Genomic DNA, 21520 nt, shown 5'->3' with positions numbered 1-21520 from the left:
AGATACGGCCGCCGCCGCACGACGGCCCGCGCTCACCGCCATAACGTCGGAGTGTCTTCGAAAACCTGCCCGAGGGGGAAACGATGAGCACTCCTGTCGAAATAGTCCTGATCGTCGCCGTGGTCGGATACGTCCTCATCCGCCGCATGGCCGGGGACGTCGCCGAAGCCAAGCGGATGCTGCTGCTGCCCGCGATCCTCACCGTGATCGGCCTGTCCAATGTGGATGAAAGCGTGAAGTCCGCGACCGCGGTGGCGTTCCTGGCGGGCACGCTCGCGGTGAGTGTCCTGTTCGGAGTCCTGCGGGGCGCGAGCATCCGGATCTACCAGCAGGACGGCGTCGCGCACATGCGCTACACCTGGCTCACGATCGCGCTGTGGGTCCTGAACGTGGCCGCCAAGGTCGGTGCGAACCTGCTGCTCGGCCTGATCACCGGAGTCGCCTCCGGCGGGAACAGTGTCATGCTGACCATCGGCGTCGGGATGCTCGTCGAGGGGGTCGTGGTGCTCGCCAGGGCGGTGCGCACCGACAGCCGTATCGTCTGGAAGAAGGGCGAGGACGGCAAGGCGCACACCACCTCGCCGTTCCTCGACGATCTGCAGGCCAAGCTGTCCCGCCGATGACCGGAGGTACCAGGTGACCGTCTCGCTCGTGGTGGTCGACGATCAGGCGTCCGTGCGGGAAGCCCTCGCGGTGATGCTCGACATCGCCGACGGCATCACCGTCGTCGCGACGGCCACCAACGGCGCGGAGGCCGTCGACGCGGTCTCCCGGCACACGCCGGACGTCGTGCTGATGGACCTCCACATGCCGGTGCTGAACGGCGTCGAAGCGACCGGCCGGATCAAGACCGCGGCACCGGAGGTCCAGGTGGTCGTGCTGACCAGCCTCGACGACGACGAGTCGATCCTCGCCGCGCTCGAAGCCGGCGCGAGCGGCTACCTGACGAAGGAAGCCGACCGGGCGAAGATCGAGCAGGCCGTGCGCACCGCCGCCGACGGACAGGTCGTCCTCGCCCCGGACGTCCAGCGGAGGCTCCTCACCCTCGCGTCGCGCCGGTCGCGTGCGGTGGAGGAGGCGGACCGATTCGGGTTCACCTCACGGGAGAAGGAGATCCTCGGCCTGATCGGCGAAGGCCTGCGGAACCCGGAGATCGCGGAGCGGCTGGTGATCAGCGAAGCTACCGTCAAGACCCACATCAACAACTTGTTCGCGAAGGCGGGTTTCCATTCCCGCGCCGAAGCCGTCCGGTACGCGCTGAGCGCGCCGGCGCCCGCGCCCTACCGCTTCACCTGATCGCGTTTCATCAAGTTTTCATCATCCCTCCTTAGCGTGATGTCCCTCAGGTGGATACGGCTATGGAGGGCGACGTGGAGCAAGAATTCCCACCCGGAGGCGCGCAGTGGCCGCCGCCGCAGGGCTGGGTCCGGCAACCGGTACCGGCTCCGCCCGCCCGGAAACCCCGGTGGCTGCTGTTCGGCGGTATCGCCGGACTCGCGGTGGTACTCCTCGCGGGACTGACGACGTGGCTGCTGTGGCCGTCGAAAGGGGATCGCGAGCCCTTCGAACAGGCGCTGGCCGGGCTTTCCTCGGCGCCGGCGGTGCGGAACAGCACCTCTTCGGTCGGCGGGATGATCACGACGGACGTCAAGACCACCGCGTACGGCGAGACGTCCGGGACGATGTCCTTCCAGGGCAAGAAGATCGAGATACTGGTCGTCGGCGCCAAGGTCTACTTCAAGGCGCCCGACGGTCTGCTGCCCGGCGCGCGAGGGGATTCGTCCGAGACCGAGGGGCTCAAGGACCGCTGGATCACCGGCGAGGACGCGCTGTTCGGCCCGGTGCTGCAGCAGTTCGAGTCCCCGGAGAAACTCGCCGCCCGCCTTCGCGAGGCGCTGGAGCGGGCGGACGACATCCCCGGCGACCAGAACGAGACCGTCCGGGACGTCCCGGCGCTCAAGGCGAGCACGCCCGCCGGTGACCTGTATGTCTCGAAGGAGGCGCCGCACCGGCTCCTCCGCTACTCCGTGAAGATGCCCGGCGGGATGCCTTCCATCCCACGGGTTCCGACGATCCCCGACGCGGGCTCGCGGCCGCCGATGCCGTCGGGCGCGAGCCTCGGCGAGTCCGATGTGGACGCTTTGTCACCGGAAGAGACCGTCGCCGTCTACGAAGACCTGATGTCGAACACCAAGAAGCTGTCCGGCGCCGTCGACACCGGTGTGCGGTTCGACCTGGACGGCGCTGCCACGGTCGCCTGCGGCGCCGCGGGCTGCACGGTGACCGCGAACGTGTCGAACACCGCGTCGGCGAACAGCGGCGGGAAGATCACCGGCCAGGTCAATGCCACGATGACCGCGAACGTGACCATCGGCGGCCGCCCGGCGGGCAGTTGCCGGAACACGGCGACGCTGCCCCTGAACGGCGCGGGCTCGATCAGTTGCGTCAACAACGAGGCCGGTGGCGTGTTCTCGGCGGTCGAGGCGGAGAAGAAGGCCGACGCCGAAGCCCGGTCGCGGGCCTCGGGCGGGATCCCGGTCCAGTACCGGATCGAGAGCATCGCGTCGGTTTCGGTCCTGGCCGAAGCGATCGGGCAGGTCGAGATCACCCGGCTGGTCGACGAACTTTCGGAGCGGCGGTCGAAGCTCGGCGGCAAGTGATCCGGCCGGACAAAGGAAACAGCGCCGGGCGAACGGCTTCGATGCCGCGCGCCCGGCGCTTTCGCGTCCCGCTTGTTCGGGTCAGTCCGTGGTGATTCGGGCCGTGGTGATTCAGTCCGTGCCGTATTCGATCGCGGCGTGGTCGAGCAGTTCGTCGTCGCCCGAAGCCTTGCCGCGTGAGGCGATCACCTGCGCGCCGCCCGCGTCCATCGCCCCGATCAGCCCGGTCGACGCGGCCTGCGCGGCGCCGATCAGCGTCGGGTGCCCGCCGCCGACCATGCCCAGCCCGGCGTACTGCTCGAGCTTGGCGCGCGAGTCGGCGATGTCGAGGTTGCGCATGGTGAGCTGGCCGATCCGGTCCACCGGGCCGAACGCCGAGTCCTCGGTGCGCTCCATCGACAGCTTGTCCGGGTGGTAGCTGAAGAACGGGCCGGAGGTGTCGATGATCGAGTAGTCCTCGCCGCGCCGCAGCCGCAGCGTGACCTCGCCGGTGACGGCCGCGCCGACCCACCGCTGCAGCGACTCGCGCAGCATCATCGCCTGCGGGTCCAGCCAGCGGCCTTCGTACATGAGCCTGCCGAGACGGCGGCCCTCGTTGTGGTAGCTGGCGAGGGTGTCCTCGTTGTGGATCGCGTTGACGAGCCGCTCGTACGCCGCGTGCAGCAGCGCCATGCCCGGCGCCTCGTAGATCCCGCGGCTCTTGGCCTCGATGATCCGGTTCTCGATCTGGTCGGACATGCCGAGCCCGTGCCGCCCGCCGATGGCGTTGGCCTCCAGGACCAGGTCGACCGCGGTGGCGAACTCCTTGCCGTTGATCGTCACCGGGCGGCCCTGCTCGAAGCCGATCGTGACGTCTTCCGGCGCGATCTCGACCTCGGGGTCCCAGAACCGGACGCCCATGATCGGGTTGACGATCTCGATCCCGGTGTCGAGGTGTTCGAGCGACTTGGCCTCGTGGGTCGCGCCCCAGATGTTCGCGTCCGTGGAGTAGGCCTTCTCGGTGCTGTCCCGATACGGCAGGCCGTGGGCCTGCAGCCACTCGGACATCTCCTTGCGGCCACCGAGCTCGCTGACGAACGCGGCGTCCAGCCACGGCTTGTAGATCCGCAGGGACGGGTTCGCGAGCAGGCCGTAGCGGTAGAACCGCTCGATGTCGTTGCCCTTGAAGGTGGAGCCGTCGCCCCAGATCTGGACGTCGTCCTCGAGCATCGCGCGCACCAGCAGCGTGCCGGTGACCGCGCGGCCGAGCGGGGTCGTGTTGAAGTAGGTGCGGCCGCCGTTGCGGATGTGGAAGGCGCCGCAGGCCAGCGCCGCGAGCCCTTCCTCGACCAGCGCGGCCTTGCAGTCGACGGCCCGCGCGATCTCGGCGCCGTAGGCCTTCGCCCGGCCCGGGACCGACTCGATGTCGGGTTCGTCGTACTGGCCGATGTCAGCGGTGTAGGTGCACGGCACTGCACCCTTCTCGCGCATCCACGCGACCGCTACGGAGGTGTCGAGGCCGCCGGAGAAGGCGATCCCGACGCGTTCGCCGACAGGCAGAGAGGTGAGTACCTTGGACATGATGGAAGTATATGCATAAGAGTGTATGACCATGCAAGCCGGGGTGAGCAGGGCAACCCGGGCGGGTGGCCGGTCTGGGTAGCCGGGGATTTGTCAGAAGGTGGCGTGGCAGGCGGGTGAGTGTGTCCCGTGCGCCATGCTTGGGACGCTCACCGTCTCGAGCGTGGCGCACGGGGCACACTGCCCTGGCGTTCGACGCGGTACAGGTGAGGCGGATGGTGCCGGGGATGGTCGGGCGTGGCGACTTGGGGTATCGAGGGGGAAGGGCGTAGGTGTCCTGTTCGCTTGCCGGCGCGTCTATTTGGGATGTTGTGAAAGTGGCTTTCGCAACCTTCAACGTTGCGGAAGTGGCTTTCGCAACACCGCCGAGCCGCTGAGGCGCTCCGGCAGGACTCGACACCCGGGGCCGCCAGGTGCGCGAGCAGGGTCGACTGGCTCGTCGAAGTACATGAAGGCCCCCTTCCTTGCGTCTAGCGCAAGGAAGGGGGCCTTCATGTACTTGAGCCGCAGGTGCCGCAGGCGCGCTAATCGTGGCCCTCCGGACCGGGTCGGGGCCGTATCCGTTTCGTTACCTGTCCGCGAAGCCTTCCGTCACGAATACTTGGCGAGGCCTTGTGTGGAAATCGGCGATTTCCCTTGCGGGAAAAGGAAACCAGTCTGCTCGTCCGTCGGCCGCGAATACCTGGCATGAAGACTTCGCGAGCCGCTCAGGGGCCACGTCTCCCGCTGTTCGGGGCGGCGCTGATCGGTGTCGTCGCCCTCGCCGCCGCCCTGGCGGCGGGCCACCTGGTGGCCGGGTTCATCAGTGCCAACGCCTCGCCGTACCTGGCGGTCGGCAACGGCGCGATCGACCTGACCCCGGTGGAACTGAAGGATTTCGCGGTCCGGACGTTCGGGGTCTACGACAAACTCGTGCTGCTCGGCGGGATGGCCGTGGTGATGGTGCTTGCCGCCGCGGTGGCCGGGATCGCCTCTCGACGTTCACCCGTTCCGGGGATCGTGCTGATCGCCGCGTTCGGGCTGCTGGGCGGGTTCGCCGTCTCGCAGCGTCCCGACCTCTCCACGGTCGCGTTGCTGGCACCGCTGGCCAGCCTGATCGCCGGGGTCGGCGTCTTCTTCTGGCTGCATCGCCTGGCCACGGCCAGGTCGCAAGCCGTCGAGGAGACCTCCGGGGCGGCTCCGTCACGCCGGTCGGTGCTGCTGGCGGGCGCGGGCGCCGTCGTCGCTGCGGGGGCCGCTGGCGCGGTCGGCCAGCTTCTCGCCGGGACGAGGGACGCGGAATCTTCTCGTGAAGCCATCGGACGGCTGGTCCCCGTCACGCCCGCGCCGCCGATCCCCGCCGACGCGGACTTCGCCAAGCTGGGCACGCCGACGTTCCTCACCTCGAACCGCGACTTCTACCGCGTCGACACCGCGTTGTCGGTGCCGCAGGTCCGGGTCGAGGATTGGAGCCTGAGGCTGCACGGCATGGTGCGCAACGAAAAGCGGTTCAGCTACGACGACATCCGCAACCGTCCGCTGATCGAGCGCACGATCACCATGACCTGCGTGTCCAACGAGGTCGGCGGGACCTACGTGTCCACGGCGAACTTCATCGGCGTGGACCTCGGAGATCTGTTGCGGGAGGCCGAAGTCCTCCCCGGTGCCGAGCAGATCTTCTCCACCAGTGTCGACGGCTGGACCGCCGGCAGCCCGGTCGTCGCCGCTCTCGATCCTGGGCGGGGCGCGATGCTGGCGATCGGGATGAACGGGGAACCGCTGCCGGTCGAGCACGGATTTCCCGCCCGAATGGTGATCCCCGGACTCTACGGCTATGTTTCGGCGACGAAATGGGTCAAAGATCTGGAGATCACCACCTGGAAAGCGCGCCGCGCCTACTGGCTCGACCGTGGCTGGGGAGAACAAGCCCCGATCAAAACGCAGTCCAGGATCGACAGTCCGAAAGGATTCGAAACAGTACCCGCGGGCAAGGTCCGGATCTCGGGCGTGGCGTGGGCGCAGCACACCGGCGTCGAGCGGGTCGAGGTCCGGCTCGGCGCACGCGGGAATTGGCAGCCCGCAACGCTTTCCCGCGAGGTGGGGATCAACACCTGGCGGATGTGGTGGACCGAGTTCGACGTTCCGGCCGGCAGCCACCAGGTCACCGTCCGGGCTGTCGACAAATCCGGCTACACCCAGACCGACGCCCGTGCCGGAACCGTTCCGGACGGTGCGACGGGCTGGCATGTCATCAGTTTCACCGCGCGGTGATCGGCGTCACCCGAAAGAGTGGCAATCCGGTTTCGCGGTAGTTCCGAATACCCGGTAAGAGTCCGAAAAACAAATGGAGTGATTTTCCGTGAGCAAGCTTCGCGTCGCAGGAATCGGTTTCACCGCGGTCGCCGCGCTGGCCCTGACCGCCTGCAGCAGCAACGACAGCGCTTCGTCCGGCAGCTCCAACAGCGCCTCCGCGCCCGCCCCGTCCTCGTCGATGTCGGCTCCGATGTCCAGCGCCGCCTCCGGTGACGGCGTCACCACCAACGCCGACGTGTTCGGCCCGGCCTGTTCGCAGCTGCCGCAGGGCAGTGCGCCCGGTTCGCTGGACTCGATGGGCCCGCAGCCGGTCGCCAGCGCCGCCTCGACCAACCCGCTGCTGACCAAGCTGGTAGCCGCGGTCAAGGCCACCGACCTGGTGGACACGCTCAACAGCCAGCAGGCCATCACCGTGTTCGCCCCGGCGGACCCGGCCTTCCAGGCACTGGGCGACGCCAAGTTCAACGAGCTGGCCGGCAAGCCGGACCAGCTGGCCCCGATCCTGCAGTACCACGTCGTCAACAAGCGTCTCGACGCCAAGGGCCTGGAAGCGGCCAAGTCGCTGGAAAGCCTGAACACCGCGGGCGGCCCGCTCAAGATCGAGGGTTCCGGCGAGAACATGACCGTCAACGGCGCGAAGATCCTGTGCGGCAACATCCCCACCAAGAACGCCACCGTCTTCGTCATCGACAAGGTGCTGACCCCGGGTACCAACAAGAACTAGGTCCCCACAACACGATCGCGGTGGCCGTGTCCTCGGACGCGGCCACCGCGATCGTCGTGGTTCAGGGTGTCAGCGCGGCGGCGTCCACATCGGTCACCACGAGCCGCAGGTCCGCGTCCTCCCAAGGGGTTCCGGTCAGCACCGCGCGCAAGGCTGCCCCGGCGACCTCCGTCAACGGCGGGATCGGCACCTCCAGCGCGACGACGCGGATCTCCACGACGTTCTCGGAGATGTCGACGGCCATCACGTCGAGGTCCCACGGCACCGCCGAGGCGGCGGCCGTGGTGGACGGCGTCGCCGCGCGCAGCCCCGGTATGTCGCGGAGCGTGCTCAGCAGCGACGCGGTCAGTTCGGAACGTGCGGTCACAACAGTCCTCCACGGATTTCGATGTCTAAAATGGACACCGAGACGGCCGACGGGGTGAGCCCGGTCGCCTCGGCGACGGCCTTGCCGACGGCACGCTGCACCGCCTGTGCCGTCGCGGCGGCCTGGTCCAGCCCGGAAAGCGAAAGGTCGATCTCCACCCGGACATCGGGCGGATCGTGCTCGACGAACGCGCGGACCCCTTCGGTCGGCGCCGGTTCGAGGCCTTTGATCCGCTGCCGCGCGATGCGGGTCAGCGAGCCCGCCAGCCCGCGCAGCCCGGGTTCCAGGCGTACCACGCCGGGGACCCGCGCCGCGGCGTGCGCGGCGACCGCCGCGATCACCGGCGGGGAGATCACCGTCTCGACCAGTTGTCTGGCCGGGGCCTGCTCACGCGTCATAGATGTCCTCCACCGTCAGGTCGAGCCGGGTCAGCCGGAGCCCCACCCTGGCGCCCGCCGCCGCCGTGACCCGCTCGCGGACCACGTCCAGCGAGTCATGGTCGAAATCATGCGCGATCGCGATGCTGAGTTCCACGTCCACGGCCAGCGCGTCGGTCATGTCAGGCGAACGGAGGACACGGCACCCTCGCGCGCGGACGCCCGCCACCGAATCCGCGGCGAACCGCAGTACTGCCGCGACCGCCTGATCGCTCACCCGCACCTCGCCCGGTTCGGGGCTGGCCAGCGGCACCAGGTCCCGGCGCCGCACCTCGGCACGGACGGCGGACATGATCCGGCTCGTGAGATCCGGAGACGGTTCGGTGTCGTCGTCGGCCAGTTCCTGGGTCAGTCCGCGCAGCACCAAGAGGCTTTCGCGGGTCGCCCGGCAGTGCGGGCAGTCGAGTTCGTGCGCGTCCGCCCGGCCGGCGTCGACCTCGTCGAGCCGTTCCCAGACCTGTTCCACATCACGGCCGCACGGCAGCAGGTAGTCCTGGGTCGCGTGGTTCATCGCCATGGCGCCATCACCTCCGCCAACTGTGCTCGTGCTCGCGCGATGCGTCCGCGCACCGCGGTGGTGGTCGCCCCGATCGCGTCGGCGATCTCGTCATAGGAGCGGCCGTGGACCTCGCGCAACAGCCAGCAGGCCCGTTGCTCGGCGGTCAGCTGGTCCAGCGCGCCGGTGAGCGCCGTCAGCTGGGCGTTCGTCTCGGCCTCGCGATCCGGCCGTCCGGCCGAACCCGCCGACTCCCGCTGGTCCAGCTCGACGTCGGCGACCGGTTTCCTGGCGCGGATCACGTTCAGGCACCGGTTGGTCGTCGTCCGGTAGAGCCAGCCGACGAACGCCGCGTCCTCCTGCAACTGGTCGAGCCGCCGCCATGCACCGAGGAACACCTCCTGGACGACGTCCTCGGCGTCCCCCTTGTTCCCCAGCATCCGTAGCGCCAGCCGGTACATCGGCCCCTGGAACCGCAGGACGAGCTGCTCGTACGCGCGGATCTCGCCGTCGCGGGCGCGCGCCACCAGCGTGGCGTCGTCCAGCACCGTTTCGCCGGCGGCCGGTGCGTTTTCTCTCGCCGACGTCGTCATCGAGCGCACCTGTGCAGTGCCGCCATGCCGAAGCTCCCTCCTGTCACCTGTCTCGGGTGACAACACGTAAGACACGACTTCCCCGGAAACGTCACGAGGCAAACCGGAACCAGCCGACCACGGCCGGGCGGATCGCGCACCCGGAGGTCAGGTGATCGCCCGGCGGCGGAACGCCCAGAGGCTCGCCGGGGTGTAGACCAGCAGCGCGAGGGCCAGTCCAGCGGCGCAGAGCCAGGCGGGCAGGTGGGCGACTTGCGGGGTCAGCGCCCCGCGCAGGCCTTCGCTGACGTAGGTCATCGGGTTCAGCGCGCACAGCGCCCGGAACCAGGGCACGGCGGCGAGCTCGGGGAAGGGGAACTGCGCGGAACCGGTGAACAGCAGTGGGGGCATCACCAGCGAGAAGGTGATCCCGATCCGGGCGGGCGCGACGAGCGAGCCGATCGTCGTCCCCACCGCGCCGCCCGCCAGCGCCCCGAGCACGGTGTACCCGAACGCCGCCGGGAGGCCCGCCGCCCGCCAGGACAAATCGCCGAGCACGAGCGCGCCGACCGGGACCATGAGGACGGCGGTGACGAGACCGCGCGACGCCGCCGCGAAGATCCGCTCGACGACGATCCAGGCGAGCGGCACAGGCGCCCGCAACCGGTTCTCGATGGTGCGGGTGGCGAACCCCATGGCCAGTGGGAAGGACGCGTTCTGGACGGCCGCGAAGAACGCGTTCAGCGCGACGAGTCCGGGCAGGAGCAGCCGCGCGTAGCCGGGTGGGGTGTAGCCGAGCGCGCCGAGGACCTTCCCGAACACCAGCAGCATCAGCAGGGGCTGCATGAGGACCTGCGCCAGCACCCCGCCGAGCTGCTTCCGCGTGATGAGCAGGTCGTGCTCCAGCAGGCCCCAGAACACTCGCCACGGACTTGGGGTCATATACGAAGCTTACGCATTTATTTTTGAAGACAATGCGACGTTGAGATGCGTGATTGGCAAGTGTTAGCGTTGTAGTGTGACTGAAGCAACGCAGGCCGCGGAGTCGGTGCGCTGGGCCGTTTCGCGGTTGTCGTCCCGCCTCCGCGCGGAACAACCCGGCGAAGACCGGAGCCTGAGCAGGCTGGCCGCGTCCGTGCTGGCGAACCTGCGTCACGGCGGGCCCCTGACCGTCAGCGCGCTCGCCGCGATCGAGGGACTCCAGCCGCAGTCCCTGACCAGGGTGATCAACGCGCTCGAAGCCGAAGGCCGGGTCGCGCGGCGTCCCGACGAGCACGACCGGCGGGCTCAGCGGATCGTGCTCACCGAAGCCGGTCACGCGGCCTTGCGCGGACATGTGCGCGACGGCAACCGGTGGCTGGCCCGGGCCATGGGCGAGGTGCTGACCCCCGCCGAACAGGAGATCGTGCGGGTGGCGGCGGGGCTGCTACTCCAGGTCGCCGAGCACGACGCCGGAGACGAGCACGGAGCGGGCGCCGCGCCACCCCTGTGATTCAGGCCCGCGGGACGAGCGCGGGGTAGTCGTCGAGGGCGATGTCGGTGGCGAACTTGTCGGTCACCCACAGCATCCCGCGCAGCATGAGCGGCCGCTTGAACATCTGGTTGCGCAGCTTGATTCGCAGCTTCGTGGGCGGCGCGAGGAACGGGCCCGCGTTGGCGCTGCGGGCGATCTTGGCGTAGCCGCGGAACTTCTCGTCGTAGCGCCGGAAGGCCGGTTCGTGGTCCCCGTCCGCCGCGGCGAGCTCGCCCGCGATGACATACGCGGCCACGACGGCCAGCCCGGTGCCGAAGCCGCCCAAGGTGTTGCCGTACGCCGCGTCACCGAGGAGCGCGACGCGTCCGGTGGAGTAACTGTCCATCGCGACTCGGCTGATCGAGTCCAGATAGACGTCGTCGGAGCGCTTCACCGCCGCCATCAGTTCGGGCACCCGCCAGCCGCCGCCGGCGTACGCGGCGGCCAGGATCTCCTTCTGCCGCTCGATGTCGTACCGGTCGTAGCTGAGTTCGGGGGAGGCGAACACGAAGAACGCGGGCGCCTTCGGGCCACCGGCGGCGGCCAGGCGGCCGGGTTCGTTGTAGAGCACCGCGGCGTCGCCGAAGTCGCCGGCCTCGTCGGTCTCGACCAGGGCGTAGTAGTGGCCGAGATGCTTCACGTAGTCGGCTTCCGGGCCGAACGCCAGCCGCCGCACGGTGGAGTGGATGCCGTCGGCGCCGAAGACGAGGTCGAAGCGCCTCGGGGCACCGCGTTCGAAGGTGACGTCGACGCCGTCGGCGGTCTCGGCCAGTGAAGTGATGGAGTCGCCGAAGACGTACTCGCAGTCGTGAGCGGTCCGTTCGTACATGATCCGGGCCAGGTCGCCACGCCGGATTTCGACGTCGCCGCCGGTGAACTCGCCGGGCATGACGGCCAGCGGCCGCCCCTCCGCGTCGATGAAGGTCTGGTCCAGGCCACCGGTCTGGTGTCGGTGGATCTCGTCGAGGAGGCCCATCCGCTCCAGCACGGTGCGGTGGGTGGCGCCCTTGAAGTCGACCGCCTGGCCACCGGTGCGCAGCTCCGGCGACCGTTCCACGACGGTGACCGCGTAGCCCTGGCGGGAGAGCCAGAAGGCGAGGGCGGGGCCGGCGATGCTGGCACCGGAGATGAGGACTGTCCTGTTCGTCATGGCAGGAGCTTCGCGACCGGCGTTGACGAAGCGCTGACAGTCCGCTGACGGTCGTCCGTCAGCTCCAGCCGGGCAGCGGGAGGGCGAGCTGACCGGGGGCGTCCGGCGGCGCGGTCTCGTAGCGCGGCGGCGTCGCCGACAACCCGATCGGGTTACGGGTGAGCCGCACGGAGGTGCCGTCGGGCCGGGGAAGGTCGACCGTCGGGTTCAGGCCGAGCCGGTCCGCCAAGGCGAACGCGCCCGCGACGTCGTTGACCTGCCCGGCGGGCACTCCGGCCGCGCTCAATTCCGCCGCCCACTCGGCGGCCGGCCGTCGGCCGAAGTGGTCTTCGAGCAGCGTGCGGAGTTCGGCGCGATGCTCGACCCGGGCCGGGTTGGTCGCGAACCGCGTGTCGCCCGCGAGCTCCGGCAAGCCGATGACCTGGCACAACGCCGCGAACTGCCGGTCGTTGCCGACCGCGAGCGCGAGCTCGTGGTCGGCGCAGGGGACGAGTTCGTACGGAGCGATGCTGGGGTGCCGGTTCCCCATCCGTGCCGGGACCGTCCCGCCCGAGGTGTACGCGCTGCCCTGGTTGACCAGCGCGGCGAGCAGGCTGGAAAGCAGGTCGATCTCGACGCGCTGTCCCTCGCCGGTGCGGTCGCGGTGCCGCAGCGCGGCGAGGATGCCGACGCTCGCGAACAGCCCGGCCAGCACGTCGACGAGCGCGACGCCGACCTTCTGCGGCTCGCCCGAGGGGTCGCCGGTGATGCTCATCAGGCCGCCGACGGCCTGGATGAGCAGGTCGTAGCCGGGCAGCGCGGCGCCGCCGCCGGAGCCGAAACCCGTGACGGAGCAATAGACCAGACCGGGATTCGCCGCCAGCAGGGGCTCCGGACCGAGACCGAGACGGTCCATCACGCCGGGCCGGAAGTTCTCGACCACGACGTCGGCCTCCAGCGCGAGCGCGCGGGCCTGGGCGAGGTCGTCCGGATCGCCGAGGTCCAGCGCCACGCTCGTCTTGTTCCGGTTCACCGACTGGAAGTACGTCGCCTGGCCCGCCGCGTCGTAGGGCGGCCCCCAGCTGCGGGTGTCGTCGCCGGTGCCCGGCCGCTCGACCTTGATCACCGTCGCGCCGAGGTCGGCCAGCAGCATGGTGGCGAACGGGCCGGCGAGCACCCGCGAGAAGTCGAGGACGCGCAGCGGGCCGAGTGCGGTTTCGGGCATGGGCCTGACCCTAGGTGGCCGTGGACGGCTTCGAAGTTGTGATCACGCTCACGAAAGGCCGGTTTTCCCAATACTTTCCTCTAGGTACCTACTATCCCAGGGAAGGTAGCTTCGGTCGCATCAACGAAAAAGCACATCGAGGAGCGACCATGATCGTGGTGACCGGAGCAACCGGGAATGTCGGCCGCCGGCTGGTGGAAACCCTTGCCGCCGAAGGGGAAGAGGTGACGGCGGTGTCGCGCCGGATCTCACCCGCGGACGTGCCCGCGGGAGTGTGGACCGTCCAGGCCGACCTCGCCAAGGCCGACGGACTGAAGGAGGTCTTCGCCGGAGCGGACCGCGTTTTCCTTCTGACGTCGGGAGAGTTCATGGCGGCAGGCGGTGACGTCGCGGAAGTCGTCGCGGCGGCGGGCGAAGCCGCGATCGTGTTGTTGTCCTCCCAGGGCGTCGGAAGCGGGCGGCACGCATCGGTTTTCGAGGAGGCGGTCAAGGCGTCGAGTCCGGAGTGGACAGTGCTGCGGCCGGGAGGCTTCGCGTCGAACGCCTTCCAGTGGGCGCCCGCGATCCGGGACGATCGTGTCGTCGCCGCGCCGTTCGGCGACGTCGCGCTGCCCGTCATCGACCCGGCCGACATCGCCGATGTCGCCGCGGCCGTACTGCGGGGATCCGGCCACCACGGCCGGACCTACGTGCTGACCGGGCCCGAGCCCGTTTCGCCCCGGCAGCAGGCGGCGGCCCTCGGCGACGCGCTGGGAGAGCCCGTGCGGTTCGCCGAACTGAGCGAAGACGAGGCGCGGGCGGCGATGTCGGAGTTCATGCCGCCGGTGGTCGTGGAGGCCACGCTCGCCATCCTCGGCAGGCCGACGGAGGACGAACGGCGGGTCAGCCCCGACGTCGAACGGCTGCTGGGACGCCCGGGGCGGACCTTCGCCGAGTGGGCGGCCCGGAACGCGGCCGCCTTCAAGTGACCAGGCCTCGTGTGCGGCTTCCGAGCACGCGAGATCCGCCTCCAAGCACGCGAGATCCGTGTCCGAGCACGCGAGTTCGGTGCCCCGTCGGTCGTCGATGAGAAAGTTCTCATCGAGTCCTCATCGGCGGCTCACCCGCGCCGGGCAGCCTGGAGGGCATGCGAGTCCGAATCATCGTCCTGACCGGGGTCGCCGCCGTCTTGGTGGCGGCCACCGGCACGTTCGCCGTCATCGCGGCCACCGCCGCCTCGCCACCCGACCTCGGCCCGGCCGTCGTCGCCCCGGCGGGGCAGGCCGCCACCGGGCCGGGGGAGGCAGGTGCCCCGCCCGCCGTCGTCCCGCCCCGGCTGGCCGGGCACGACGACGACCCCGATGATGACAGTGACCATGACGACGACCGTTTCGACTTCGATCTCGACGACTGAGCCGGGCCGATGAGCGCCCGCGCCCGGATCCTCGCCTGGGTCCTGCTGGTCGTGCTGCTCGCGCTCGCCGGGTCGCTGCTGGCCACTCGTACCGTCCTGCACAACCAGCTGGATCAGCGGCTCGACAACGAGATCGCGCACGAGACCGGCAAGCTCCGGGCCTTCCTGGCGTCGCCGGACGCCCGGCCCGCGGGGCAGCCAGTGACCGTCGAGGCGATCCTCGGCCGCCACCTGGAACGGAATCTGCCCGAAAAGTACGAGACGTTCTTCTCGATCGTCGACGGCGCCGCGTCGAGGCGGAGCGCCATCGAGCCGCCGGTCCGGCTCGACGCCGACCCGAAGTTCGCCGCCGAACTCTCCCGGGCCACGAGCCCGGCGTACGGCACGGTCACCACCGCGGTCGGCTCCGCGCGATACGGAGTCGTCCCGGTGACCATCGAGGGTTCGCCGGGCCGTGGTGCCCTGGTGATCGTCGAGTTCGTCGACCACGCCGCGGGCGAGATCAACGACGTCGTCGGAGTGATGGCCGCGATGTCGGGCGCCGCGCTGGTGCTGGCCGGGCTGATCGGCTGGCTGGTCGCCGGCCGCATCCTCGCGCCGGTACGGGAAGTCCGCCTCGCCGCCGAGCAGATCGGCGAGACCGATCTTTCCCGCCGCATCGAGGTCCGGGGCTCGGACGACGTCGCCGCGCTCGGACGCACCTTCAACACGATGCTGGACAGGCTCGAAAGCGCCTTCGCCGGTCAACGTGACTTCATCGACGACGCCGGGCACGAGCTGCGCACGCCGATCACGATCGTCCGAGGCCATCTCGAGCTGATGGGGGAGGACCCCGAGGAGAACGCGGCCACCCGGCATCTGGTCCTCGACGAACTCGGGCGGATGCAACGGATCGTGGACGACCTCCTGGTACTCGCGAAATCCGGCAGCCCCGACTTCCTTTCATCCGGCGACGCCGACCTCGCCGATCTCACCGTCGAGACCCTCGCCAAATCCCGTCCGCTGGCCGACCGTGTCTGGCGGCTGGACGCCGTGGCCGAGGCGACCGTTCGCGCCGACGGACAGCGGCTCACGCAGGCCTTGCTGCAACTGGTCTCCAACGCCGTCCGGCACACTTCGCCTGGTCAGGAGATCGCCCTCGGCTCGGAGGTCACCGCGACGACCGCGCGGCTGTGGGTCCGGGACACCGGGGAGGGCGTTCCCGCCGATTCGCGGAGCCGGATCTTCGAGCGGTTCAAACGCGGCAGTAATTCGAGCGGCGACGACGGCGCCGGACTCGGCCTGGCGATCGTCGCCGCGATCGCCGAGGCGCACGGCGGCCGCGTCCTGCTCGACACCGTGCCCGGCGAAGGCGCACGGTTCACCATGGAGATCCCTGTCGCCGGAGGTGCGGGCCGATGACCAGTGTGCTGGTGGTGGAGGACTCGGCCCGGATCGGCGCGTTCGTCGAGAAGGGCCTGCGGGCGCAGGGTTTCGCGACCCGCTGGGTCCGGACCGGCTCCGAAGGACTGACCGAGGCGCTGACCGGCGCGCACGACCTGGTCGTCCTCGACCTCGGGCTCCCGGACCTCGACGGCTCGGATCTGTTGCGTGCCCTGCGCGCGGCGGGCCGGACGGTACCGGTGATCATCCTGACCGCGCGGGACAGCGTCGTCGACCGGGTCGCCGGGCTGTCCGGCGGCGCCGACGACTACCTGGCCAAACCGTTCGCCTTCGAGGAACTCTTGGCTCGGATCCGGTTGCGGCTACGGGGAAATCCCGATTCCGAACCGGCGGTGCTCCGGGCCGGTGAGCTCTCACTCGATCTGCGCACACGGAAGGTTTCGGTGGCGGGGGAGGAGAAAGACCTCACCGCCCGCGAGTTCGCGCTGCTGGAGACCTTGCTGCGCAACCGCGGCCAGGTGCTGTCCCGTGAGCAGTTGCTCAGCGGGGTCTGGGGTTTCGACTTCGACCCCGGCTCGAACGTGGTGGACGTCTACATCCGTTACCTGCGCGGGAAGATCGGCGCGGAGCGGATCGAAACCGTGCGCGGGATGGGTTACCGGCTCGGTGAGTCCGGATGAGGCGGTTCTCATCCGGCTCTCACGACGGTCTCTTTTTCGGGCGGCACAGTGGTTTCCATGACCACGACACTGCTTCACCTGGCCGTCGACCTCGTCGCCGCCATCATCCTCGCCTATGGCATCTACGCCCGTCGACACCACCGCGGTGATCTCGCCTGCGCGTACCTCGCGCTGAACGTGGGTGTCTGCGTTTCGGTCGCGGTCCTGCTGTCCGTGTCGAGCGCGAGCGCCCTGGGGCTCGGCCTGTTCGGCGTGCTGTCGATCATCCGCCTGCGGTCCGATTCGATCAGCCAGCAGGAGGTCGCGTACTACTTCGTCGCGCTGGTGCTGGGGCTGGTCAACGGGCTGCCGTCCGCGGACTGGCGGATCGTCGCCGTCTTCGACGTGCTGCTGCTCGCGGTCATGTACGTGGCCGACCACCCCTCGCGCACTCGTGGACCGCAGCGGCGGACGGTCGTGCTCGACACCGTGTATCCCGACGAACAGACGATGCTGATGGAACTGCGGGCACGGCTCGGCGGAACGGTCGTGCGGCACAGTGTGTCCGAAGTGGACTATGTCCGCGAGGTCACCGTCGTCGACGTCCGGTTCCGGCCGGACGCCGCCCCGGTCGTCCACGGCGCGCCGGCGGCGCACCGATGAGCGGGCGCGGAACGGCCACCGTCGCGGCCGTGGCGAAAGGGCTCCCTTCGCTTTCGCTGGCCGAAGTCGTCGCCACGAGCGGGCTGATGAGCCGGACGGACCGCAAGTACGTCCTGGCGCCCGGCGATTTCCTGGCTGTCGCCGAGGCGGTCTCGTCGCGCTGTCTGGAGATCGGCGGGCAGCGGACGTTCGGCTACTCGTCGACCTATTTCGACACGCCGGATCTGGCGATCTTCCGGGCACACCGGCAGGACCGGCGGCGCCGGTTCAAGATCCGCACGCGCACCTACACCGACTCGGCCGACACCTACTGCGAGCTCAAGGTCAGCGGACGGCGCGACGAAACCGTCAAGGTCCGCCGCCCGCATCCGGCCGAGGCGGCACACGGCCTGACCGCGCCCGCGCTGGCGTTCCTCGACGACGCCCTCACCGCCGCCTACGGCCGCCCCGCGCCCCGGCCACTGGCTCCCGCGCTGGTCACCGACTACCGGCGGACCACCCTCGTCACCGCCGACGCCCGGATCACCTGCGACACGTCGCTGGTCTGGCGTTCGGGCTCGCGGAGCCTCGCCGCCGGGAGCGACCTGGTACTGCTCGAAGTGAAGTCGGCGTCCGAACGCAATAGCGTCACCGAGGCGCTGGCGAAACTGCGGATCCGGGAGCAGTCGGTGAGCAAGTACTGCGCGGGTCTGGTGGCGCTGGGGCTGGCGACCGGCGGTAACCGGTGGCGACCGGCGCTGCGGCGGCTCGGGGTGACGTAACGATCGCTTCGCGGCGGCCGACCCCTGCTGTTGGGCCATCGGGCCCGGACTGAGGGAGGACGAACATGAGAACGAGGGAGAAGGCCGCGCTCGCCGTCGCCGGGTTGGCCGTCGCCGCAGCCGGGGGCACGGTGTTCGCCGGGACGTCGGACGCCGTCGGCCCGTCACCGGCGCCGAGCGTGCAGGCAGCGGAAGCGTCGTGCGTGACCGACGGGGCCGGGATGTGCACCGTGCAGCACGCGCTGGGGGCGGTCCCGGTGGTGGTGGTCGTGTCGGCGAACACGCCGGGGCAGTTCAACGCGTACATGCTGAACACGGTGCAGGGTTCGTACACGGCGACCACGTTCCAGGTGCGGGCGATGTTCAACCAGACCACGCCGAAGGTGGGAGGGGCGATCTGGTTCAGTTACGCGGCTTACGGCGGGCAGGTTTCACCGCCGACGACAACGCAGACGTCGCTCACGCCGCCGTTGACGACGAGCGCGCCGCCACGGCCGACTACTACGACGCCGGCGCCGACTCCGCCGGCGTCTTCGGAGCCGCCGAGTACCCCGCCGGGCGGCGGATCGGGCCTGGGTAACTGACTGTCCAAAGAGGACCAGTGAGCGGCTAGGGGTTCGGCGGCGGCCGGTCGTCCAGTTCTTCGGCGAGGATCGTGTCGACACGGAGGCCGGCCCGCCGCAGTGCCCGGACGCTCGCCCTCAGTGACAACGCGGCGCCGAGGACGGCCACGAGACCGAGCCCGATGGCGATCGAACTCGCCACGAGCGCCTCCCTGCCCGATGGACGTGCTACCCAGGTCCATCCCGATGGTCAGCGTGCCCCGAGCGGGCGCCGCTCGGCGTTGGTCTCTGAAACCTAGACGAGCGGCCTTTGTTCCGTGCCGGAAACCAGCTGTTTGGCCTAGGCGATCGTGGCAGGTGAGCGCTGTGATAACTTGGAGCGAACTGGGACTTCTGTGCGTTCGCAAACCCGCTGTTCGGGCTGGGACGGCTCCCGCGGAGGTGTCAGGGCACCCTTGGGGCCGGTAGCTCAGTTGGTTAGAGCAGGGGACTCATAATCCCTTGGCCGTCGGTTCGAGCCCGACCCGGCCCACAATATCGACATCGCCGCCGACCTGCGGGAATATTGGCCCTTCGGCGGCAATTTCGCTTTGGCGTTGATCGTGGCTGGGCTCGGTTATGTCTCCGTTTTCTCCGGTGTGCTCTGCGGGGCCGGTTGGTGGCTTAGCAGCCTTTATGTTTCTCGTGGCAACCGCTGCGGTGGGGGCTTCAGTAGGTCCGGAGTTCTTTGCTTCCACGGCTGGACAAGCTGGTGTGGCCGCAGGTCGGCTGGTTCGCCGATTGCGCAGCGCTCCGGCAACAGTTCGCTGTGCCAAGAAGAGCATGAGCCCGGCTGCTGTGACGCTCACTCCCAGCTGGATTCTGTCGGTGTGTTCCAGGAGTGTGGAACCGGCCAGCGGGGCGAAGACGGCGCCGAGGCTTCGACCTCGCCGGAGAAGGTTTTCCGTTGATGAAGAACGATTTTAGGCTGTCGTCGAGTCTGGGCAAGTTCTTGTTCGCGGCGGCGGGCAACTCCGCCCCTTGTTGGCGTCACATCACTCTCAGGTGGTCGTCGGACACGCGATCATCCTCTTCGTTTGTCGTCGACACGCTCTCGGCCTGTTCGCAACTGCAGTCCTGGTAGCCTCTGCTCCTTTGGATGGGGGAGATGAGCGCAAGATGCCAAACGTGGAGTGCCTCGGCTGTCTGAGAGCCGGTCGAATCGCAGTGTTTGTCGTCGCGTCGGCAATGCTGTGGCTGGTTGGGTGTTCGTCGGACAAGTCTGGTTCGGCGCCGCAAGGCAAGGTCGCCGAGGGTGTGGCCCCGTCGTCCGCTGACCCGGCTACGAAGACGTCCGCTCCGGACGCTTCGTGTGAACTTCTCACACCGGCTGAGCTGTCGATGCTTGCCGGAGAGGTGTCCGAGCCGAAGACTTTGGCTGTCGGCGGATTGCCCGCGTGTCATTGGGAGATGTCTGCCGGGGGTCGTGTCCAGGTGATCTGTACGTCAGCAGGAACGTGGGCAAGGCAGTTGCCCGCAGCAATAGAGCAGGTGAAGAGGTCGGGACTGCTCGACGATCCGGAGACGGTTCGCAAACTGGAAACGGCTCGCGACCTGATCGCCTCAGGCAAGGAGATCGCGCCGGATCGTGCCTGTGAGCTGTTCTCTACGCTGCTGGAGGTTCAGGGGCAACCTGCCGGCAGTTCCCGCACCGTGAATCTGATTCCCACTCGGGAGAACCCCAAAGCCATCAACGGACAAGCCTGTAGTGGAGGGAGATTTACGTCCGTCCAGGTCGTCGCTCCGAACCTGAGCCGCTCCGACGATGAGGCCTCGAGACTGTCGAGCGTGCTGACCAAGGCACACGAACGTAACCGCGGCTGAAAACGATCCAGCCGCGGTTGCGCGGGAAGAACGGCAGCACACTTTCCGGGCTCTCCGCGGCGTCGAACCCCGCGCCGTCGCGGATGTGATCGTAGGTGACGGACAGAAACATCTCGTATCGATCATTGTCGATCTCGACGGCGATGCTGGAAGCGCCACGGGGCTCATCGAGGCGACCGACGGTCATCCGTTCTGGATGGAAGATCAAGGTCGTTGGCTCGCTGCCGGGAAACTCAAACCGGGCAATCAGTTGCACGCCGTCAGCGGAAATCCGGTGACGGTGGTTTCCGTGACTCCTCGCACGGAGAGCCGCACGGCCTACAACCTGTCCATTGATGGCATTCATGCCTACTATGTGCTGGCCAATACGACTGCTGTGCTGGTGCACAATACGGGGCCGTGCGGCATCCCCACGGCGGCCGAAGCGGCCGAATTGGTCAAGAAAGCAACCCCCACCGGATCGGCTCTCAAGGCTGAGCCTTGGCACAGGGCCGGCTCGTTTGTCGTAGACGACATCAGCAAGAAGGGTACCGTGTTCAAGATCGGCAGCAAGGATGGCAGAGGAGATGCCACTCTGATCCAGATGCCAGGAGAACTCAATGGTAAGCCGGGCAGATACGAGTGGATAGTTCGAGATGGTATCATGAGCCATCTGATGTTCATTCGCGGTGGAACAATTAATGGGATAGCGATCAAGCCATGAGTGATAGTGACCTAGTCAAGTTTCGCATTCCAGCCTCGTTTGTGACTGATAAGGTGGCGCTAACCCCGGCCGAGGCGGCATATGGGTTCGAGCACGGGTGGCTCACTCCGGACGATGTAGTCAAGGTGGCTCTCGCGGCGTACGAAGCTTTTGCTGCTATCCCTGACACATTCGAGGAACTCGCGTTACTCCTGTCCGATGACTATTACCGTGTTCCCGACTTGCTGAGCGCGCTGCCTCTTCGCGAAGAAAAAGAAGAGGCTCGCGTCTGGTTCTTTCTCGCTCTAGCCTGGGTGTATGACCACAAGGACTCCTATGCGGACCCGCTTGAAACAGTCGAGATGATCTCCGCTGATTTCGGATACCCGGAGGGTGGTCGCGCACTCCTCCGATTTACGCCAGTCGACGATGACAGGCCTGCCGGTACGGAGTCAATGTACGAGAGGTGGCTGGAGTACATTCAGCGTACAAAAGCGGACCTTTCCAAGCGTACTATCGGTAACTGACTGGGCAGGGTGACGAGATCGGCTTTCGTCACTACTGCTCCTGACCCGTGC

General features: G+C 68.5%; 25 protein-coding genes and 1 tRNA gene. 17 read left to right on the top strand and 9 right to left on the bottom strand.

Annotated elements, in window-relative coordinates; all coding sequences use genetic code 11:
* Positions 1-83 precede the first annotated feature (83 nt).
* From CFP71_RS32285 to CFP71_RS32275, 3 genes are all read left to right on the top strand, one after another.
* On the top strand, positions 84-623 hold the full coding sequence (locus CFP71_RS32285; RefSeq protein WP_093937727.1) for a DUF1453 domain-containing protein: 540 nt from the start codon (positions 84-86) through the stop codon (positions 621-623).
* A gap of 13 nt (positions 624-636) precedes the next feature.
* On the top strand, positions 637-1296 hold the full coding sequence (locus tag CFP71_RS32280) for a response regulator (protein ID WP_093937726.1): 660 nt from the start codon (positions 637-639) through the stop codon (positions 1294-1296).
* Positions 1297-1370: 74 nt separating this feature from the next.
* A complete protein-coding gene (locus tag CFP71_RS32275; RefSeq protein WP_244199923.1) occupies positions 1371-2660 on the top strand; it encodes an SON protein in 1290 nt (429 codons plus the stop codon).
* Between the two features lie 111 nt (positions 2661-2771).
* Here the strand turns inward: CFP71_RS32275 and argG are convergent, their stop codons facing one another.
* Entirely contained in the window at positions 2772-4220 is a 1449-nt protein-coding gene (argG, locus tag CFP71_RS32270) for an argininosuccinate synthase (protein WP_093937724.1), read from the bottom strand.
* 687 nt (positions 4221-4907) lie between these two features.
* Here argG and CFP71_RS32265 point away from each other — a divergent pair.
* Together CFP71_RS32265 and CFP71_RS32260 are read left to right on the top strand one after the other, a co-directional pair.
* Entirely contained in the window at positions 4908-6470 is a 1563-nt protein-coding gene (locus CFP71_RS32265) for a molybdopterin-dependent oxidoreductase (protein WP_167406350.1), read from the top strand.
* 88 nt (positions 6471-6558) lie between these two features.
* Positions 6559-7236 carry a fasciclin domain-containing protein gene (locus CFP71_RS32260; protein ID WP_093937723.1) on the top strand — a complete coding sequence of 226 codons (678 nt, stop codon included), beginning with the start codon at positions 6559-6561 and terminating at the stop codon, positions 7234-7236.
* A gap of 61 nt (positions 7237-7297) precedes the next feature.
* On the opposite strand, the gene CFP71_RS32255 is transcribed toward CFP71_RS32260, so the two are convergent.
* The 5 genes from CFP71_RS32255 to CFP71_RS32235 all read right to left on the bottom strand — a co-directional run bounded on the left by CFP71_RS32255 (position 7298) and on the right by CFP71_RS32235 (position 10050).
* Positions 7298-7603 (bottom strand): hypothetical protein, encoded by a 306-nt coding sequence (locus CFP71_RS32255; protein WP_093937722.1) that lies wholly within the window; start codon positions 7601-7603, stop codon positions 7298-7300.
* Entirely contained in the window at positions 7600-8001 is a 402-nt protein-coding gene (locus tag CFP71_RS32250) for an Asp23/Gls24 family envelope stress response protein (protein ID WP_093937721.1), read from the bottom strand. The genes CFP71_RS32255 and CFP71_RS32250 overlap by 4 nt, the downstream gene beginning before the upstream one ends.
* Positions 7991-8557: an anti-sigma factor gene (locus CFP71_RS32245; RefSeq protein ID WP_093937720.1), complete on the bottom strand. Its 567-nt coding sequence runs from the start codon at positions 8555-8557 to the stop codon at positions 7991-7993. The genes CFP71_RS32250 and CFP71_RS32245 overlap by 11 nt, the downstream gene beginning before the upstream one ends.
* On the bottom strand, positions 8548-9129 hold the full coding sequence (locus CFP71_RS32240) for an RNA polymerase sigma factor (RefSeq protein WP_093937767.1): 582 nt from the start codon (positions 9127-9129) through the stop codon (positions 8548-8550). Before CFP71_RS32240 ends, CFP71_RS32245 begins: the two co-directional genes overlap by 10 nt.
* A gap of 147 nt (positions 9130-9276) precedes the next feature.
* On the bottom strand, positions 9277-10050 hold the full coding sequence (locus CFP71_RS32235; RefSeq protein WP_093937719.1) for an ABC transporter permease: 774 nt from the start codon (positions 10048-10050) through the stop codon (positions 9277-9279).
* A 76-nt stretch (positions 10051-10126) separates the two neighbouring features.
* On the opposite strand from CFP71_RS32235, the gene CFP71_RS32230 reads away from it, so the two are divergent.
* Positions 10127-10600, top strand: a complete 474-nt coding sequence (locus tag CFP71_RS32230; protein ID WP_244199922.1) for a MarR family winged helix-turn-helix transcriptional regulator — start codon at positions 10127-10129, stop codon at positions 10598-10600.
* A gap of 1 nt (position 10601) precedes the next feature.
* Here the strand turns inward: CFP71_RS32230 and CFP71_RS32225 are convergent, their stop codons facing one another.
* Both CFP71_RS32225 and CFP71_RS32220 read right to left on the bottom strand, forming a co-directional pair.
* The gene (locus CFP71_RS32225; protein WP_093937717.1) at positions 10602-11771 is read right to left on the bottom strand and encodes an FAD-dependent monooxygenase; all 1170 of its coding nucleotides are present in this window, start codon (positions 11769-11771) and stop codon (positions 10602-10604) included.
* 58 nt (positions 11772-11829) lie between these two features.
* Positions 11830-12975, bottom strand: coding sequence for a CaiB/BaiF CoA transferase family protein (locus tag CFP71_RS32220; RefSeq protein WP_093937716.1), 1146 nt, complete (start codon positions 12973-12975; stop codon positions 11830-11832).
* Between the two features lie 149 nt (positions 12976-13124).
* Between CFP71_RS32220 and CFP71_RS32215 the strand changes: the two genes are divergently transcribed.
* The 7 genes from CFP71_RS32215 (at position 13125) to CFP71_RS32185 (ending at position 18418) form a co-directional block, all read left to right on the top strand.
* The gene (locus CFP71_RS32215) at positions 13125-13943 is read left to right on the top strand and encodes an NAD(P)H-binding protein (protein WP_093937715.1); all 819 of its coding nucleotides are present in this window, start codon (positions 13125-13127) and stop codon (positions 13941-13943) included.
* Positions 13944-14101: 158 nt separating this feature from the next.
* Positions 14102-14368, top strand: coding sequence for a hypothetical protein (locus CFP71_RS32210; protein ID WP_093937714.1), 267 nt, complete (start codon positions 14102-14104; stop codon positions 14366-14368).
* Positions 14369-14377: 9 nt separating this feature from the next.
* Positions 14378-15769: a sensor histidine kinase gene (locus CFP71_RS32205; protein ID WP_093937713.1), complete on the top strand. Its 1392-nt coding sequence runs from the start codon at positions 14378-14380 to the stop codon at positions 15767-15769.
* On the top strand, positions 15766-16431 hold the full coding sequence (locus CFP71_RS32200) for a response regulator transcription factor (RefSeq protein ID WP_093937712.1): 666 nt from the start codon (positions 15766-15768) through the stop codon (positions 16429-16431). Before CFP71_RS32205 ends, CFP71_RS32200 begins: the two co-directional genes overlap by 4 nt.
* Positions 16432-16488: 57 nt before the next feature.
* A complete protein-coding gene (locus CFP71_RS32195; protein WP_093937711.1) occupies positions 16489-17073 on the top strand; it encodes a DUF4956 domain-containing protein in 585 nt (194 codons plus the stop codon).
* Entirely contained in the window at positions 17070-17834 is a 765-nt protein-coding gene (locus CFP71_RS32190; RefSeq protein WP_093937710.1) for a polyphosphate polymerase domain-containing protein, read from the top strand. The genes CFP71_RS32195 and CFP71_RS32190 overlap by 4 nt, the downstream gene beginning before the upstream one ends.
* A 65-nt stretch (positions 17835-17899) precedes the next feature.
* The gene (locus CFP71_RS32185) at positions 17900-18418 is read left to right on the top strand and encodes a hypothetical protein (RefSeq protein WP_093937709.1); all 519 of its coding nucleotides are present in this window, start codon (positions 17900-17902) and stop codon (positions 18416-18418) included.
* A 25-nt stretch (positions 18419-18443) separates the two neighbouring features.
* Here the strand turns inward: CFP71_RS32185 and CFP71_RS44385 are convergent, their stop codons facing one another.
* Entirely contained in the window at positions 18444-18599 is a 156-nt protein-coding gene (locus CFP71_RS44385) for a hypothetical protein (RefSeq protein WP_167406349.1), read from the bottom strand.
* Positions 18600-18855: 256 nt separating this feature from the next.
* On the opposite strand from CFP71_RS44385, the gene CFP71_RS32180 reads away from it, so the two are divergent.
* The 4 genes from CFP71_RS32180 to CFP71_RS32165 all read left to right on the top strand — a co-directional run bounded on the left by CFP71_RS32180 (position 18856) and on the right by CFP71_RS32165 (position 21469).
* Positions 18856-18929: transfer RNA gene (locus CFP71_RS32180), tRNA-Ile, on the top strand.
* Positions 18930-19555: 626 nt separating this feature from the next.
* On the top strand, positions 19556-20260 hold the full coding sequence (locus tag CFP71_RS45160; protein ID WP_244199921.1) for a hypothetical protein: 705 nt from the start codon (positions 19556-19558) through the stop codon (positions 20258-20260).
* Between the two features lie 85 nt (positions 20261-20345).
* Positions 20346-20963: a polymorphic toxin-type HINT domain-containing protein gene (locus CFP71_RS32170; RefSeq protein ID WP_093937707.1), complete on the top strand. Its 618-nt coding sequence runs from the start codon at positions 20346-20348 to the stop codon at positions 20961-20963.
* The gene (locus tag CFP71_RS32165) at positions 20960-21469 is read left to right on the top strand and encodes a DUF2247 family protein (RefSeq protein WP_093937706.1); all 510 of its coding nucleotides are present in this window, start codon (positions 20960-20962) and stop codon (positions 21467-21469) included. The genes CFP71_RS32170 and CFP71_RS32165 overlap by 4 nt, the downstream gene beginning before the upstream one ends.
* The last annotated feature ends 51 nt before the right edge of the window (positions 21470-21520 follow it).

It is taken from the genome of Amycolatopsis thailandensis (assembly GCF_002234405.1).
In the GTDB taxonomy this organism is placed as follows: Bacteria; Actinomycetota; Actinomycetes; order Mycobacteriales; family Pseudonocardiaceae; genus Amycolatopsis; species Amycolatopsis thailandensis.
The sequence above is the reverse complement of the archived record's forward strand: the minus strand, read 5'-3'. Positions and strand labels throughout refer to the sequence as shown.

Coding starts and splice junctions, on each gene's coding strand:
- CFP71_RS32285 (WP_093937727.1), top strand. CDS start 84: ATGAGCACTCCTGTCGAAATAGTCCTGATCGTCGCCGTGGTCGGATAC.
- argG (WP_093937724.1), bottom strand. CDS start 4,220: ATGTCCAAGGTACTCACCTCTCTGCCTGTCGGCGAACGCGTCGGGATC.
- CFP71_RS32265 (WP_167406350.1), top strand. CDS start 4,908: ATGAAGACTTCGCGAGCCGCTCAGGGGCCACGTCTCCCGCTGTTCGGG.
- CFP71_RS32250 (WP_093937721.1), bottom strand. CDS start 8,001: ATGACGCGTGAGCAGGCCCCGGCCAGACAACTGGTCGAGACGGTGATC.
- CFP71_RS32245 (WP_093937720.1), bottom strand. CDS start 8,557: ATGGCGATGAACCACGCGACCCAGGACTACCTGCTGCCGTGCGGCCGT.
- CFP71_RS32240 (WP_093937767.1), bottom strand. CDS start 9,129: ATGACGACGTCGGCGAGAGAAAACGCACCGGCCGCCGGCGAAACGGTG.
- CFP71_RS32235 (WP_093937719.1), bottom strand. CDS start 10,050: ATGACCCCAAGTCCGTGGCGAGTGTTCTGGGGCCTGCTGGAGCACGAC.
- CFP71_RS32225 (WP_093937717.1), bottom strand. CDS start 11,771: ATGACGAACAGGACAGTCCTCATCTCCGGTGCCAGCATCGCCGGCCCC.
- CFP71_RS32220 (WP_093937716.1), bottom strand. CDS start 12,975: ATGCCCGAAACCGCACTCGGCCCGCTGCGCGTCCTCGACTTCTCGCGG.
- CFP71_RS32215 (WP_093937715.1), top strand. CDS start 13,125: ATGATCGTGGTGACCGGAGCAACCGGGAATGTCGGCCGCCGGCTGGTG.
- CFP71_RS32210 (WP_093937714.1), top strand. CDS start 14,102: ATGCGAGTCCGAATCATCGTCCTGACCGGGGTCGCCGCCGTCTTGGTG.
- CFP71_RS32205 (WP_093937713.1), top strand. CDS start 14,378: ATGAGCGCCCGCGCCCGGATCCTCGCCTGGGTCCTGCTGGTCGTGCTG.
- CFP71_RS32200 (WP_093937712.1), top strand. CDS start 15,766: ATGACCAGTGTGCTGGTGGTGGAGGACTCGGCCCGGATCGGCGCGTTC.
- CFP71_RS32195 (WP_093937711.1), top strand. CDS start 16,489: ATGACCACGACACTGCTTCACCTGGCCGTCGACCTCGTCGCCGCCATC.
- CFP71_RS32190 (WP_093937710.1), top strand. CDS start 17,070: ATGAGCGGGCGCGGAACGGCCACCGTCGCGGCCGTGGCGAAAGGGCTC.
- CFP71_RS32185 (WP_093937709.1), top strand. CDS start 17,900: ATGAGAACGAGGGAGAAGGCCGCGCTCGCCGTCGCCGGGTTGGCCGTC.
- CFP71_RS45160 (WP_244199921.1), top strand. CDS start 19,556: ATGCCAAACGTGGAGTGCCTCGGCTGTCTGAGAGCCGGTCGAATCGCA.
- CFP71_RS32165 (WP_093937706.1), top strand. CDS start 20,960: ATGAGTGATAGTGACCTAGTCAAGTTTCGCATTCCAGCCTCGTTTGTG.